Origin of the sequence: Pseudomonas sp. SWRI18, from assembly GCF_014268345.1 — a bacterium.
GTDB classification, from domain to species: Bacteria; Pseudomonadota; Gammaproteobacteria; order Pseudomonadales; family Pseudomonadaceae; genus Aquipseudomonas; species Aquipseudomonas cedrina.
Genome location: NZ_JACCQQ010000002.1, coordinates 203,943 through 217,553, shown reverse-complemented (window position 1 = coordinate 217,553; position 13,611 = coordinate 203,943). Strand labels below are relative to the sequence as shown.

The 13,611-nt window shown below is 56.4% G+C and carries 15 protein-coding genes and 1 tRNA gene; 12 read left to right on the top strand and 4 right to left on the bottom strand.

What is annotated here, in order from left to right:
• Positions 1–408 precede the first annotated feature (408 nt).
• From H0Z09_RS03645 to H0Z09_RS03625, 5 genes are all read left to right on the top strand, one after another.
• Positions 409–1,182 (top strand): ABC transporter ATP-binding protein, encoded by a 774-nt coding sequence (locus tag H0Z09_RS03645; protein WP_076951637.1) that lies wholly within the window; start codon positions 409–411, stop codon positions 1,180–1,182.
• 13 nt (positions 1,183–1,195) lie between these two features.
• A complete protein-coding gene (locus tag H0Z09_RS03640) occupies positions 1,196–1,948 on the top strand; it encodes an ABC transporter substrate-binding protein (RefSeq protein ID WP_076951636.1) in 753 nt (250 codons plus the stop codon).
• A gap of 74 nt (positions 1,949–2,022) precedes the next feature.
• The gene (locus tag H0Z09_RS03635) at positions 2,023–2,718 is read left to right on the top strand and encodes an ABC transporter permease (RefSeq protein WP_076951635.1); all 696 of its coding nucleotides are present in this window, start codon (positions 2,023–2,025) and stop codon (positions 2,716–2,718) included.
• 38 nt (positions 2,719–2,756) lie between these two features.
• On the top strand, positions 2,757–3,446 hold the full coding sequence (locus tag H0Z09_RS03630) for an ABC transporter permease (RefSeq protein ID WP_186687934.1): 690 nt from the start codon (positions 2,757–2,759) through the stop codon (positions 3,444–3,446).
• Positions 3,427–4,614, top strand: coding sequence for a methyltransferase (locus H0Z09_RS03625; protein ID WP_186687466.1), 1,188 nt, complete (start codon positions 3,427–3,429; stop codon positions 4,612–4,614). Before H0Z09_RS03630 ends, H0Z09_RS03625 begins: the two co-directional genes overlap by 20 nt.
• 240 nt (positions 4,615–4,854) lie before the next feature.
• Here H0Z09_RS03625 and bcsQ read toward each other — a convergent pair whose 3' ends face one another.
• Positions 4,855–5,787, bottom strand: coding sequence for a cellulose biosynthesis protein BcsQ (bcsQ, locus tag H0Z09_RS03620; RefSeq protein ID WP_186687463.1), 933 nt, complete (start codon positions 5,785–5,787; stop codon positions 4,855–4,857).
• A 265-nt stretch (positions 5,788–6,052) separates the two neighbouring features.
• Positions 6,053–6,463 carry a hypothetical protein gene (locus tag H0Z09_RS03615; protein ID WP_186687460.1) on the bottom strand — a complete coding sequence of 137 codons (411 nt, stop codon included), beginning with the start codon at positions 6,461–6,463 and terminating at the stop codon, positions 6,053–6,055.
• A gap of 198 nt (positions 6,464–6,661) precedes the next feature.
• Here H0Z09_RS03615 and H0Z09_RS03610 point away from each other — a divergent pair.
• Together H0Z09_RS03610 and H0Z09_RS03605 are read left to right on the top strand one after the other, a co-directional pair.
• A tRNA-Thr gene (locus tag H0Z09_RS03610) sits at positions 6,662–6,737 on the top strand.
• 208 nt (positions 6,738–6,945) lie between these two features.
• A complete protein-coding gene (locus H0Z09_RS03605) occupies positions 6,946–8,103 on the top strand; it encodes an AAA family ATPase (RefSeq protein ID WP_186687457.1) in 1,158 nt (385 codons plus the stop codon).
• Between the two features lie 479 nt (positions 8,104–8,582).
• On the opposite strand, the gene H0Z09_RS03600 is transcribed toward H0Z09_RS03605, so the two are convergent.
• Entirely contained in the window at positions 8,583–9,224 is a 642-nt protein-coding gene (locus H0Z09_RS03600) for a BRCT domain-containing protein (RefSeq protein ID WP_186687454.1), read from the bottom strand.
• A gap of 182 nt (positions 9,225–9,406) precedes the next feature.
• Positions 9,407–10,201: a hypothetical protein gene (locus tag H0Z09_RS03595; protein ID WP_186687451.1), complete on the bottom strand. Its 795-nt coding sequence runs from the start codon at positions 10,199–10,201 to the stop codon at positions 9,407–9,409.
• A 392-nt stretch (positions 10,202–10,593) separates the two neighbouring features.
• Between H0Z09_RS03595 and H0Z09_RS03590 the strand changes: the two genes are divergently transcribed.
• The 5 genes from H0Z09_RS03590 to H0Z09_RS03570 all read left to right on the top strand — a co-directional run bounded on the left by H0Z09_RS03590 (position 10,594) and on the right by H0Z09_RS03570 (position 13,587).
• Positions 10,594–10,734 carry a hypothetical protein gene (locus H0Z09_RS03590; RefSeq protein ID WP_186687448.1) on the top strand — a complete coding sequence of 47 codons (141 nt, stop codon included), beginning with the start codon at positions 10,594–10,596 and terminating at the stop codon, positions 10,732–10,734.
• A 425-nt stretch (positions 10,735–11,159) separates the two neighbouring features.
• Complete coding sequence (locus H0Z09_RS03585) at positions 11,160–12,092, top strand: hypothetical protein (protein ID WP_186687445.1); 933 nt, start codon at positions 11,160–11,162, stop codon at positions 12,090–12,092.
• Positions 12,093–12,584: 492 nt separating this feature from the next.
• Positions 12,585–12,851 carry a ribbon-helix-helix protein, CopG family gene (locus H0Z09_RS03580; RefSeq protein ID WP_078822908.1) on the top strand — a complete coding sequence of 89 codons (267 nt, stop codon included), beginning with the start codon at positions 12,585–12,587 and terminating at the stop codon, positions 12,849–12,851.
• The gene (locus tag H0Z09_RS03575) at positions 12,814–13,104 is read left to right on the top strand and encodes a type II toxin-antitoxin system RelE/ParE family toxin (RefSeq protein ID WP_186687443.1); all 291 of its coding nucleotides are present in this window, start codon (positions 12,814–12,816) and stop codon (positions 13,102–13,104) included. The genes H0Z09_RS03580 and H0Z09_RS03575 overlap by 38 nt, the downstream gene beginning before the upstream one ends.
• A 198-nt stretch (positions 13,105–13,302) precedes the next feature.
• The gene (locus H0Z09_RS03570) at positions 13,303–13,587 is read left to right on the top strand and encodes a DUF3077 domain-containing protein (RefSeq protein WP_186687441.1); all 285 of its coding nucleotides are present in this window, start codon (positions 13,303–13,305) and stop codon (positions 13,585–13,587) included.
• Positions 13,588–13,611: the final 24 nt, after the last annotated feature.

The following is a 13,611-nucleotide window of genomic DNA, read 5'->3' as shown; positions in this document are numbered from 1 at the left end:
TTTCGGCACTCCTCGCAACTCGTTGATAATAATGGCATTCCGCTATAGCGTTACCGTGCTCCCCACTTTTAGGCCGGATCAACGCACCATAAACACACACAAAAAGTACGTGACGCTCCATAAAAGGGCTGATACGCACCGTTTGCCCGGTTAACCCTTCCAACACCCGGCCAAAGCTGGCACCATCGCGCCCTTTTTTACGCGAAGCCGGCGGTTTTCCAGGTTCAAACGGTTGTTCGGTTGTTGATGGCGCGACACGCTGCTGTGCCGATGCGACACCCCGCCGCACACCACCTGTTTACCGCCGGCCGCGCTGTTGGCTGCCATCCGGACGCTATGCTAGCTTGGCGCCTCGCCAGGAAGGCGGACCAACAGCGACGATCGCAACGAACACAATGAGGACCGCACATGGCCCAGGCCACGCCCGCGCTTGAAATCCGCAACTTGCACAAACGCTACGGTGAGCTGGAGGTACTCAAAGGTATCTCGCTGACCGCTCGCGACGGCGACGTGATCTCGATCCTGGGTTCCTCCGGTTCCGGCAAGTCCACCTTTTTGCGCTGCATCAACCTGCTGGAAAACCCGCACCAGGGCCAGATCCTGGTGGCCGGCGAAGAACTCAAGCTCAAGGCCGCGAAAAACGGCGAGCTGATGGCCGCCGACGGCAAGCAGATCAACCGCCTGCGCAGCGAAATCGGTTTTGTGTTTCAAAACTTTAACCTGTGGCCGCACATGAGCATCCTCGACAACATCATCGAGGCCCCGCGCCGCGTGCTCGGCCAGAGTAAAGCCGAAGCCATCGAAGTGGCCGAAGCCCTGCTGGCCAAGGTCGGCATCGGCGACAAGCGCCACGCCTACCCTGCGCAGCTCTCCGGCGGCCAGCAACAACGGGCGGCCATCGCGCGCACCCTGGCGATGCAGCCCAAGGTCATCCTGTTCGACGAACCCACTTCGGCGCTTGACCCGGAAATGGTCCAGGAAGTACTTAATGTGATCCGCGCGCTGGCCGAAGAAGGCCGCACCATGCTGCTGGTCACCCACGAAATGGGCTTCGCCCGTCAGGTGTCCAGCGAAGTGGTGTTCCTGCACCAGGGCCTGGTCGAAGAGCAAGGATCGCCACAGCAGGTGTTTGAAAACCCGCTTTCGGCGCGCTGCAAACAATTCATGTCCAGCAACCGCTAACGGAGCAACATGCATGCAGAACTATAAAAAATTCCTTCTGGCCGCGGCCGTCTCGATGGCGTTCAGCGCCACGGCCATGGCAGAAACCTTGAAAATGGGGATTGAAGCGGCCTACCCGCCCTTCAACAACAAAGACGCCAGCGGCAACGTGGTCGGCTTCGACAAAGACATCGGCGACGCCCTGTGCGCCAAGATGAAAGTCGAGAAGTGCGAAGTGTACGTGTCCGACTGGGACGGCATCATCCCGGCCCTGAATGCCAAGAAGTTCGACTTCCTGATTTCCTCGCTGTCGATCACCGATGAGCGCAAGCAGGCCGTCGACTTCACCGACCCGTACTACTCCAACAAGCTGCAGTTCATCGCGCCCAAGGCCACCGCTGACTTCAAACCCGACGCGGATTACCTGAAGGGCAAAGTCATCGGCGCACAACGTGCGACCCTGGCCGGTAGCTACCTGGAAGACAAACTGCCCGACACCGAAGCCAAGCTGTACGACACCCAGGAAAACGCCTACCTCGACCTGACCTCCGGTCGCCTCGACGGCATCCTGGCCGACAAGTACGTGCAGTACGAATGGCTCAAGAGCAAAGACGGTTCGGCCTACGAGTTCAAGGGCGACCCGGTGGTAGAAAGCGACAAGATCGGTATCGCCGTGCGCAAGGGCGACCCACTGCGCGAGCGCCTGAACAAAGCCCTGGCAGAGATCAAGGCAGACGGCACCTACAAGAAGATCAACGACAAGTACTTCCCGTTCAGCATCGAATGATCTGAACGGCATGCCCGGCGCGCTCCCTGGGGCGCGCCGGCTTTTTGCACTGCCTGCCGCGATATGAAACCACCATGAATTTCGATCTCTACGGATTCGGCCCGGCGCTTGCCGCTGGTGCGCTGATGACCGTCAAACTGGCGCTCACGGCGTTGTGCCTGGGGCTGGTGCTCGGCCTGGCCGGGGCCTTGGCCAAGACGTCGCCTTACAAGCCGTTGCAATGGTTGGGCGGTGCTTACTCGACCCTTGTTCGCGGCATTCCCGAATTGCTGTGGGTGCTGCTGATTTACTTCGGCACGGTCAACCTGATGCGCGCCCTCGGTGAGTTCTTCGGCTACCCCGACCTTTCCCTCAGCGCCTTCGCCGCCGGGGTGATCGCCCTGGGCCTGTGCTTTGGCGCCTACGCCACGGAAGTGTTTCGTGGTGCCATCCTCGCAATTCCCAAGGGCCACCGCGAAGCCGGTGTGGCGCTGGGGCTGTCGAAGGTGCGGATTTTTACCCGCTTGATCATGCCGCAGATGTGGCGCATCGCCCTGCCCGGCCTGGGCAACCTGTTCATGATCCTGATGAAGGACACCGCGCTGGTGTCGGTGATCGGCCTGGAAGAAATCATGCGCCACGCGCAAATCGGCGTGACCGTGACCAAGCAGCCCTTCACCTTCTTCATGGTCGCCGCGTTCATGTATCTGGGCCTCACGGTATTGGCCATGACCGGCATGCACTTTCTGGAAAAACGCGCCGCCCGCGGCTTTGCAAGGAGCACCCAATGAGCGGCGACTACAGCTGGCTGGCGCATTTCGACCTAGGCTTGAACTGGGCCGTGATCATCAAATGGTTGCCCAAGCTGGCCCAGGGCGCGACGTTGACCCTGGAGCTGGTGGCCATCGCAGTGATCGCCGGTCTGCTGCTGGCGATTCCCCTGGGCATCGCCCGCTCCTCGCGCCGCTGGTACATCAGCGCCTTGCCCTACGCCTACATTTTCTTCTTCCGTGGTACGCCGCTGCTGGTGCAGCTGTTCCTGGTGTATTACGGGCTGGCGCAATTCGATGCGGTACGCGAGAGCTTCCTGTGGCCGTACCTGCGCAATCCGTTCTGGTGCGCGACCGCCACCATGACCCTGCACACCGCCGCCTACATCGCCGAGATCCTGCGCGGCGCGATCCAGGCCATTCCGCCCGGCGAGATCGAAGCGGCGCGTGCCCTGGGCATGTCCAAGCCCAAGACGCTGTTCTACATCATTCTGCCGCGCGCCTCGCGCATCGGCCTGCCGGCGTACAGCAACGAAGTAATCCTGATGCTCAAGGCCAGCGCCCTGGCCAGTACCGTCACCCTGCTGGAACTGACCGGCATGGCGCGCACGATCATCGCGCGCACTTACTTGCCGGTGGAGATTTTTTTCGCCGCCGGCCTGTTCTACCTGTTGATGGCCTACATTTTGGTACGCGGCTTCAAACTGCTGGAACGCTGGCTGCGCGTCGATGAATGCCAGGGACGTTGAGGCACGCTTCCAGGCGCTGGATGCTTTCCTGACCGAGCATCAGGGGCTGTGGAAACCACGGCCCTTTACTCATCGACATCTACCCTGGGAAACCGAACATCCCGACCTCGCCGCCTGGCTGCGCCAACGTTCGTTGGCCGATGCAGAAACCAGTCACAACCAACCCCATGACCTGCCGGCACCCGCTCCTTTTCCACAACTTGCCGCCCAAGCCAGACAACTCAGCGCTGTGGATAAATTGCCGACGCAACCGCTGGCACCCGCGCGCCATCGCCTGAACGTCGATGTGCCCGGCCGCAAATGGCAGCAGATCGAAGCCTTCGGTGCCGCGCTACGGTTTGCGCAAACACCCACGCATTGGCTGGACTGGTGCGCGGGCAAGGGCCACCTGGGTCGCCGTCTGCTGCAAGCCGGCCAAGCGCTGACCTGCCTGGAATATGACCCCGCGCTGATCGCCACAGGCCAAGCCTTGAGCGAACACCACGGCCTGCCCGCCACCCATCGCCTGCAAGACGTGATGGCCGACGTGGCTATAACCGCCGAACACACGCCCGTAGCGCTGCATGCCTGCGGCGACCTGCACGTGCGCCTGCTGCAACTGGCCAGCGCAGTGGGCTGCAAGCAACTGGCACTGGCACCGTGCTGCTATAACCGCATCAACGCCGACACTTACCAACCCCTGTCCAACGCCGGCCGCGCATCGCACCTGCACCTGTCGATCGATGACCTGGGCCTGCCGCTGAGCGAAACCGTCACCGCCGGCAAGCGGGTGCGCCTGCAACGGGACATCTCCATGGCCAGGCGCCTCGGCTTCGACCAACTGCAACGCGAACTGCGCGGCCTCGACGAGTACCTGCCCACGCCGTCCCTGCACGCGAGTTGGCTTAGCATGCCCTTCGCCGACTACTGCCATGAACTGGCGAACCTCAAAGGCTTATCCACAGGTGAGCAGGATTGGTCAGCGCTGGAAGCATACGGCTGGCAGCGCCTGGCCGAGGTCAGGAATCTGGAATTGGTGCGTGGGCTGTTTCGGCGCCCGCTGGAGGTGTGGCTGGTACTGGATCGGGCGTTGTTTCTTGGCGAAAACGGCTACAGGGTTGAAGTAGGCAGCTTCTGCGATTGCGCATTGACGCCGCGCAACTTGATGGTGCTTGCCGAGCGCGATTAAAGGGCGAAATTGTCGCACCGCAGCCTGTGGATAACTCTGTTGATGGAATCTCTACGGAACCTGAAGCCACGTGCATTTCAGGCCGAAAGCCAGGCTGGTCATTTTTTGTTCATAAAATAAAAGGCACGTAAAACAGGCAGTTGCGCCGGGATGAGAACAGCTCCACAAAATGGTTGTTTCGTGACATCTCATCCAACCGATTGTGCATAAGCATTTGGCGGTGTGCGTTTAAACCGCGCCTCAGCAGCGTTTTCCCAACGCTTTGACTACGCGGCTCAAGTCGTTGATATCGTCCACCACCAGGCTGATCCCGCAAATATCTAGCGGGTCTGCGCCGCGAGCCTGGGCTTCACTGATGGTCATATCATGGTGCACTTCAAGCGGGACGGTTCCCAAGCGCTGCTTGAACGCTTCGAGCATATCCAACTGGATGGCATTGCCTTCATCCAAATGATTGATCACAAAATGTACAGCAGGTGCGCGCTCGCGCTCAAGGTAGGGCGCCAGCAGTCCGTCCAGTTGATCCAGCGTGGCCAGTGACGCGGCATCGGCCCGCGCAATAACCAGCACACCGTCGGCCAGGTTCAACGCCTGATGGAAGTAGGCGTTATTACCGGCAGGTGTATCGATGAGCACCGTTTGATGCTCACCCAGGCGCAGCCCTGCCAATTGTTGCGCCAGCCAATCCGGCTCGCGCTTGAGCCAGCCCTGCAGGGTTTCCTGCTGCTGGGTATCGGTATCGCCGAACGGGATCACTTGGGCCCCGGCAAAACCCGTCTGCCGACACTGCGCCCACTGCGTATTCTGCAAGCTCGCACGGCCAATGCCGGGCACACTCGAGTCAAGGCCGAGGTGGTGACACAAAGCGTTCTGCGGGTCCAGATCCAGGGCCAGCACCGACTCTCCTTGGCGCTGCATACCGCTGCTCAAGGCCGTGACCAGGGAACTGCGCCCCACTCCGCCATTGACCGATACCAGCGCCACGACTTTAGCCCGCACCACAGCGCCTTCTAATGGCTGGGATTGCTCATCAGTGCTGGCGCTTGGCGGGGGAAACACAGCGCCATCATTTACTGGAACACTGCCAAAGAAATGCAGCCGCGCATCCAGCCCACGGGCATCTCGAGTGACACGCTTGCCGAACAACGCAAGCAGTTCGTCAGTAAGGCTCATGATCCAGACTCCAACACGACGCAGCGTAAAGACGTGAAGGGTCGGCAAGGGAAAGGCTTGCCGCAGGTCTTTTGGTTTTCTGGCGTCTCTGTGTCCGCATTTTGTGACAGCGAAAACAAAGTGTCATTAATTTGATGGAGTTACCGCAGCATTTTTAGACCGGCGGAATACAGTCAAATTAATGACTTTGCCTAATGCCATAATGATGGCGTTTTAAGCCTGTAAATCGGGCACTTGAGCGCCAGATTCCAGCCCCGGAAACGGCCTAACCGCGAATGCGGTACTCGGTGAACTCATAATCACCCTGGCAATCGCTGGTCGGATCGGCCGCTACACTCACATAGTGCACCGTGTCCGGGTCCACCAGTTTGTAGGTGTAGATATCCGGCGACGCCACACCATCGGTGCGCAATTCATTCTTGCCATTGGCCGCCGCCCACGTGCCCTGCTCAGTCTGGATCACCTGAGTCTGCTGCGCATCGCGGAAGAACGTGATGGTGAAGCGGCCGTCCGGCTTCAGGTTATTGGTCCACGACAGGAACTGACACTTGCCGGTCTCCGTGCGCAAGCCCTTCCAGATACCGACCAGAGCCGGGTCGTTGGCGGGCTTATGGGTGGAACACGCGCTGAGGGCGGTGACCAGAAGGATGAGGGAGAGGGACAGAGTCCGTTTCATAGGAAGCTTCCTTTGGTTGCAGTGGCGGGATGAGAATGCCTTGAACACGCCGTGTGGACGGCGGGCTGACAGAGTGTAAATCCTACCGCGTGGCGAGGAAAAACGGATCAATGCGAAAAAACCTCGGCTTCTGCAAAAATAGTCAGAATTCAGGGGTTTACAGAAGCTTGCCAATCGCTATAATCGTCGCCCTAACACGCCGGTATAGCTCAGTTGGTAGAGCAACTGACTTGTAATCAGTAGGTCCCGGGTTCGACTCCTGGTGCCGGCACCATATAAAACAAAGCCCTCGTAGAAATACGAGGGCTTTGTTGTTTCTGGGATATTCATATTTCCAACCTCCTGGCTGATTCCCGCAACCTGTATGCACTTGCAAAACCTGAGCAGTTGCCGACTTCTGTGTCAGAGATTCAATTTTTAAGCTTTATGCTAAATTATGAACTGGCAATAATTATGGCGTATCCATAAAAAGGGGTAATTGCATGAGCAGCATATTTCAGCGCCCTGAATTGGCTGAAACAATGGCGAACCAGCTCCTCAATCCAGGCGTGCTCGATGAAGGTCTGCGCTCAGGCCTTTTTCTGTCTGGCCTGCGCCGTACAGGTAAAACAACATTTCTGAGAAACGACCTTATCCCAGCCCTGGAAGCAGCAGGTGCACTGGTGATCTACGTCGACCTCTGGAGCGACACGCTGGCCAACCCGGCGACGCTCGTGCACAACGCCATACACAAAACATTGAAAGACCTCCAGACACCGGGCTCCTCGGTGCTGGAAGTACTGAAGCGAGTCAGCAACGTCGACGTCGGCGCAGCAGGATTCAAGTTCGGCTTCAAACTCGACAGTATTGGCACCACCAACGGCCCGACCTTGGCGCAAGCGCTGACCGAAGTCGTGGACCAAGCCAAGACCGACCTCGTACTGATCATCGACGAAGTGCAACATGCCATTTCCTCCGACGATGGCAACCAATTGCTCCTGGCCCTGAAAGCCGCCCGTGATGCCATCAATCCCCGTCCAGATACACCGGGCCACTTTTTGTTTATTGGAACCGGCTCTCACAGGGCGCAAGTCAGCGAACTGACCGCTAAACGCAACCAGGCATTTTCTGGCGCCACATCGGCAGCCTATCCGTTGCTGAACGGTGACTACGTCAAGTTCCTGCTTAACCGGCTTGCGATGACGGTGAAAAAGGAAAAACTCCCCTCCCTCGAAGCGGCCATTGACGCTTTCAATACCCTGGGAAACAGACCCGAGGAAATGTTGAAAGCGTTGCGCCAACTCCTTCAGCAGGAAGGCGATCCCGATCTATTCCTCCCCGTCATCGCCAGCACCTTACGCTCGGCAGCGGCGAGCATTGAACTTGAAAAAGTCGAACAGATGGGCAGCCTGGCACAAGCGATTTTCAACAAAATTGCGTCTACCGAAGGCGATGCTCGCGGAATTTTCTCCACCGACGCAGCGGCGGAGTATTCGAAATCAGTAGGGAGAGAGGTGCGGGTTGAGGAGATTCAACCGGTGGTGATCGCGCTGGTCGCAGAGAACATCATCATGCGCCGCGGGCATGGGATTTATGCGATTACGGATCAGTTTGTTCAAGAGATTTGGCTGGAGGAGCGGGCGTTGATTGAGGGGAGTTAGGGCGGATCCCAACGTGCGATTCTCCTCCGGCGGTTCACACGATCACAGCGACGGAGTGGATGCGTACTCTACCTGCGCCCAATTGGACAAAACCAATCCTGGCGGCATCCTAGATGCGCGCCAGACGAATGCTCTGCCCACTGAAACCAAGCTATCGATGGCTGACGTTAGCGACCAGAGCTTAGCGGCTGATAGACAGTTGACGAAGATGATAGCTATGTCATTATTTGCCAACTGCTCAGCCCCGTACGCAGCGATTCAGTTCTCTGGCCGTTGGGGTGAAAAAACCGGTCCCGTGCCGGTTTTTTCGTTTCTACGTAATGAGTTTGCGTACTGCCTGATTTGTAGACGGTTACGCGTTTCAGGCTACTGGCGGGCACCCGCTACAATTACTCTATCTTCTGTCACCAAACCCAACGACGGTCTGCCGGTCAAGACAACAAGGGCGCCTCTCCTAAACCACCAAGAACAAAGCAACCTCAACCAAACAGCATCCTTTGCCAATGATCCTCACCCACAATGGCAATCGAAGCCCCCGCCTCACGTAGCTCCACCGCCTTCATGATTTTCGTTCCATAGGTACTGTGTCGCCACTGCTCATTACCCACGCTGCCAACCACTAAGTAATGCACCTTTTTACTCACACCACCACCAATCAAGCCACCACGCTCCTCGACCAACGCCTGACAATTCTTGCGAGGCCCAAAGGCCATGACCCCCGTAAACACAAACATCCGGCCATCCCACACCAGATCAGGGACCGGAAGATTGAAGGGGAGGTCCGTAGGAGCGACCGCAACAGCACCACCCTCTTTCGGTTTTTCAATGCTCATCCCAGAAAAGCCACGCAGAATATCAAGCAGTTCCAGGCACTCGTCCTTATCCAGAGCCTCGTCCTGAAGCATGCACGCCAACCGCGAATACAGCAGATTGATCACCGGATCGTTCAGATGCGCGAGATTGCTCTCTAGCCATTGCTTCAGAAAAACCGCTTCTGCGATATTCACAACACCGTCCGCAATAATCCCTGCGGCCAACCCCACCAATGCATCAGCGGCACGTCGATCAATGCGGGCACGATGGAAAAATTTGCTGCTCTCGAACTCGTTGTGTAGGTCCATTACAGGTTTCCTTGAGGGAGTGCTGGCCTGATACTGCAGCTTTGCAGGGTTAGGAATACTGCATTCAAACCTAGCACTAGTAAGGGAGAACACTCTCTTTTTGATGAAAATAAATCCGTCCCCTTTTCCGCTGCCATAGCTATAAGGCGCATCACTCGTCACCTACGAGCTTGAACTACGACCTAACTGTCTGTGCCCTCCTCAAGATCATCATACGAGCCGAGTTCAAGGCCAAGCTTTAGCTGTGCCACCAAGGCCTCGATGCTTTGGCGGGAGTAAGGACCGTTGGCGATCAAGCGAATCGTAGTACTGCGGGATACGCGCACATTGGCGATCTCCTCGCCATCGTGTGAAACGGCCGGTCTCAGAGTCAGCTCTTGTAACGCAGGTGATGACTTCTTCTGGGCATGATCTCTAATAGCGGTAGGCTCTGCATCGGCCTCCTGCTCAAACAACTCATCATCAAAATTATCAGGCTCCACTAACCCTGGCGGCTCGCGGTCCAGCTTCGCGAAGCTAATCGCCGCCTCGTAGACCTTGATGATCTCGGTCGAGGCCGTTGCTGTGTATTCCCTTTCTACCCTCAAGTAGTGAGCCACGGTGTCATCCGATGGCCGATCGAGACCGTACCTATTCCATAAATCCGCGAGAATCTGGGGCGAAAGCGCTGCAGTTTTGATGGCGGCATCACGCTCTGGGGAGACTATGCGCTCGTCCTGAACGATCGACAGCCCTAAAGCAGTCAGATAAACCTTTCGATCAGGTCCGCTTCCCTTATCTTCCATAAGACCATAAGCCTTGAGGGACGAGACCGTGACCAGCCCACCGCTGCTTTTGGGGCCATATTTCCAATGCGCTACCGCGGTAGTAACGAGCGCCTCATGCTTGCCCTCAGCCTTATGGAAGGCCTTGGCACGCGCCACCGCAGCTTCTAGTGTGATACCGGGATAGGACGGACTACGCTGCTTTACGGCCATGATGTGACTCCAAAAGGTTTCTGACATGACAACACTACAACACACCAAAGAACCAAACAAGACTTGGAAGACTGCCAAGTCTCCAAATAAACACTTTTCTCTTGACGAGCAAAAATAGAAAGGTAGACTTGCGACAAGACTGGAGGAACCAGTACGAAGGACCAGCCCACGGGTACGCCTTCGATTGGATTCGAAAGCATAAGTGAAGAGGGAATTTCAAGGAGGATACCGGCCAAGCGCCAACTTGGCCGGTGGGTAAAAGACATCTGAAAGGGCTCCAGAGGTCTCTCGCTAGCTTTTGGGAAAAGCTTTGTAATGGTAATGCGGTTTGATTGCCGATGCAAGGTTGCGAGTTTCGTGTTCGAGCCCAACACACCATTAGGGGTATGACCATGTCTCAGCTCGACATGTTCGGCCAGCCGGATGATGAATGCGAAGTTATCTACAGGATGACGATCCGCACCAAGTCTGGAAAGGTGATTCGGCGGGCCAATGGCCAGCCGTTTCGAATCGTGATCCGCCGGAAACGCTGACCGCATACTGGCGCCCTTAAGGGCGTCAGTTCTACCATCGCAGAGGAACGCTATAATGGCATCCACTAAAGAGCTTCACCCGGGCACCACCACTCCTGTCTCAGGGCAGTATCGCAACGATACGACAAAGACGGAAATAACTGCCACTAAGGGATCCCCGCTTCCCCCGACGCCAGGTAAAGGGCAGACCTATACTCTGGTCGACAGAACCAAACATAAGCGATAAGAAGAAGCCCCGCTTTACGCGGGGCTTTTTTTATCCACAGTTGGAGTAATGACTAACGCAAAAAAGCCTAGGAGGCACTTGCAGATCCAAGGCGCTCACCCGTCACGCCGCGTATCCGTAAGCGGTCGAGTTTATAATCCGTTTAGCAAGCCATCTCTAAGGCTTAAAGACATCTACGAAGCTAGGAGCTATTCAGAAAATGGATCAACGGATAGTTAATCTTGTCGCTGGCAGCAGCTTCGAACACAGCCTGTATTCGGCCGCACTGCGAAACCTGTCCGATACAGGTAACCAGCTTCGATTCAACAATTTTGCCTATGCGATGCGTGAGCTTAGCAGGCATTTCCTGCATCGGCTTGCTCCTGACGCTGAAGTTGTGAAGTGCCCTTGGTATAAGAACATTACCAAGGAAGAAGAAAAAATCGCTAGGTCAGAACGGGCTGCCTACGCCGTCCACGGTGGTCTTTCCGAAGAGTACGTGGACGAGACCTTGGGCCTCGATCTCAGTGAGATGAACAAGCGCCTGAAGGTCGCAATCGACGGTCTCAGCAGATACACGCATATCCAGGAAGACGTCTTTGATTTACCTGTTGAGCAGGTAGAAGCACTAGCGCAAGAGACAACCGATTCCTTTGCCGGTCTGTTCGATGCGATCAAACGCTGCCATGACGACATTGTCTACAGGCTTCACGAGGCGATTGATGATGCTGCGGTGGAGGAGGTTCTGCGCGATACCATCCAGGCCATAGACGAGCTGGCGACTCATCATTTCATCGATGAGATTTACGTAGACGAGACGATAATCCGAATCACGTATGACACCGTTCATTTCGACGTTGCAGGCATGGTCGGAGTCGAATTGCAATACGGATCCAGCTCTGACTGGCGCAGTGGAGACGGTGCGAAGATCGATATTTCCTTCCCGTTCATCTGCAAAATGATTTGCCCTGCTGAAAACCCCAGCGAGGAAACACTCAAAATGGTGCAGGGCAGCCTCATTGTTGACACTAGTCGTTGGTACGAGAGCGATGATGAAGAGAGCGAGGAAGGAGACGCTGATCCACATGGTACAAAGACCGCCACAGATACGGAGCAGATATACTCTCGCCCAGAAGATAACGAGATGTTTTGAAGCGACGAGCCCCGTTACGACAAACCAACTTGCAGGCGAAAGCCGATAGGCAGGTTGGAGTAAGTCAGCGATATCTCCCTTCACAAGGACTATGGCCTATGACTAGTCAGGGGGAGCGCCCGGCGTCATGCATTCATAACTCTCATCGTGGATGACGATTAATAACTCTCCAATTTGACTCCACTAAATTCCATAACTAGCTGATTTTTTATAGTACCCCTTTGAGGTACACCAAAAAATCCACCGAATTCCAGCCCCGCGAATCCCCTGCCCTCACAGCAAGAAACCGTTCGTCTGGTGCCGCACCATACAAAACGAAGCCCTCGCAGAAATGTGAGGGCTTTGTTGTTTCTGGATTAATACAACCAGCCGCTCGCCTGTAAATCCTTTCCCTTCCCCAGACCGACAAACCGCTATTGACCGACAACCAGCCGAAGCTTAACGTTTGCATACCGTGTACACAGCGTATACAGAAAATGTATGGAGCAACGTATGGCAGCCTCTCCCGTTCTGTCTTTCCGAGTAAAGCCCGAACTTGCCAGCGAGTTGGATCAACTGGCACAGGCGACCGACCGAGACCGTCAATACCACCTGCAGCGGGCTTTGAGCCGCTACGTGGCCGATGAATCCTGGCATTTCAAAGCAGTGCAGGAAGGCATTGCAGATGCTGATGCCGGCAACGTCACTGATTTGGATGCCGTAAAGGCTAAGTGGGTAAAACGTGCCGAAGATCGCGTTAAGCAGCAAAGCGGAAAGTGACTTGGATGGAATTTACGAGCATTACGAAGGTTCAGTCGGCGCGGAATTGGGGGAGGCAGCCGTCTTCCACATCCTCAACTGTCTGGAAATGCTGGAGCGTTTTCCTAATGCAGGAAGAGCGTCTCCAGTGCCCGATTGCCGAGAGCTGATTATCACCACGTATCCGTATCGAGCGACCTATAGCTTGCAGGGTGACCGCGTGATGGTCTTCCGGATTCTTCACCAGCATTCGGAGCGTCGTGAGGATTGGTGATCGTTGCCGCTCAGGGCCCTGCAAAACCCACCCATCAACTTTCCCGATTGCTCCCGCCCCCCCCACCACGCTACTCTCCCCCCATCGCTGCCAACTCAGCGATCGGGCCTGAGAACCCGGCAAGATGCAGGCGCACAGCGCCGCCCATTCGCCTCATAACGAATGTGGTAGCTCTCACTAAATATGGGAGTTTTATCTATGACCGCTCCAACCCCGTCCACCCTAACCACCCTCGGCGTCACCCCCTTCTCCTTCCACTCCGACCAACCCCTTTTCCGCGTCAACAGTGGCGTTTCCCTGCACGAAGCCCTGCACCACGTGTCCGATCTTCTCCACGTCGCCAAGCTCCTCGCAGAAGACGCGGCGATGACCAAACAGACCGACCTTTACGCCTGGGCCTCGCACTATCTGCAGGAAATGAGCAAAGCCGTAATCGACGATGTAGTGAAGGTGTTGGAATCCCCCTGCAACACCCAGCAATAACAGCCAAAAAAAAGGCACTTGCCG

Bases quoted from the DNA above. Each gene is read 5' to 3' on its own strand.
- H0Z09_RS03645 (WP_076951637.1), top strand. From the start codon at position 409: ATGGCCCAGGCCACGCCCGCGCTTGAAATCCGCAACTTGCACAAACGC.
- H0Z09_RS03640 (WP_076951636.1), top strand. From the start codon at position 1,196: ATGCAGAACTATAAAAAATTCCTTCTGGCCGCGGCCGTCTCGATGGCG.
- H0Z09_RS03635 (WP_076951635.1), top strand. From the start codon at position 2,023: ATGAATTTCGATCTCTACGGATTCGGCCCGGCGCTTGCCGCTGGTGCG.
- H0Z09_RS03625 (WP_186687466.1), top strand. From the start codon at position 3,427: ATGAATGCCAGGGACGTTGAGGCACGCTTCCAGGCGCTGGATGCTTTC.
- bcsQ (WP_186687463.1), bottom strand. From the start codon at position 5,787: ATGAGCCTTACTGACGAACTGCTTGCGTTGTTCGGCAAGCGTGTCACT.
- H0Z09_RS03615 (WP_186687460.1), bottom strand. From the start codon at position 6,463: ATGAAACGGACTCTGTCCCTCTCCCTCATCCTTCTGGTCACCGCCCTC.
- H0Z09_RS03605 (WP_186687457.1), top strand. From the start codon at position 6,946: ATGAGCAGCATATTTCAGCGCCCTGAATTGGCTGAAACAATGGCGAAC.
- H0Z09_RS03600 (WP_186687454.1), bottom strand. From the start codon at position 9,224: ATGGACCTACACAACGAGTTCGAGAGCAGCAAATTTTTCCATCGTGCC.
- H0Z09_RS03595 (WP_186687451.1), bottom strand. From the start codon at position 10,201: ATGGCCGTAAAGCAGCGTAGTCCGTCCTATCCCGGTATCACACTAGAA.
- H0Z09_RS03590 (WP_186687448.1), top strand. From the start codon at position 10,594: ATGTCTCAGCTCGACATGTTCGGCCAGCCGGATGATGAATGCGAAGTT.
- H0Z09_RS03585 (WP_186687445.1), top strand. From the start codon at position 11,160: ATGGATCAACGGATAGTTAATCTTGTCGCTGGCAGCAGCTTCGAACAC.
- H0Z09_RS03580 (WP_078822908.1), top strand. From the start codon at position 12,585: ATGGCAGCCTCTCCCGTTCTGTCTTTCCGAGTAAAGCCCGAACTTGCC.
- H0Z09_RS03570 (WP_186687441.1), top strand. From the start codon at position 13,303: ATGACCGCTCCAACCCCGTCCACCCTAACCACCCTCGGCGTCACCCCC.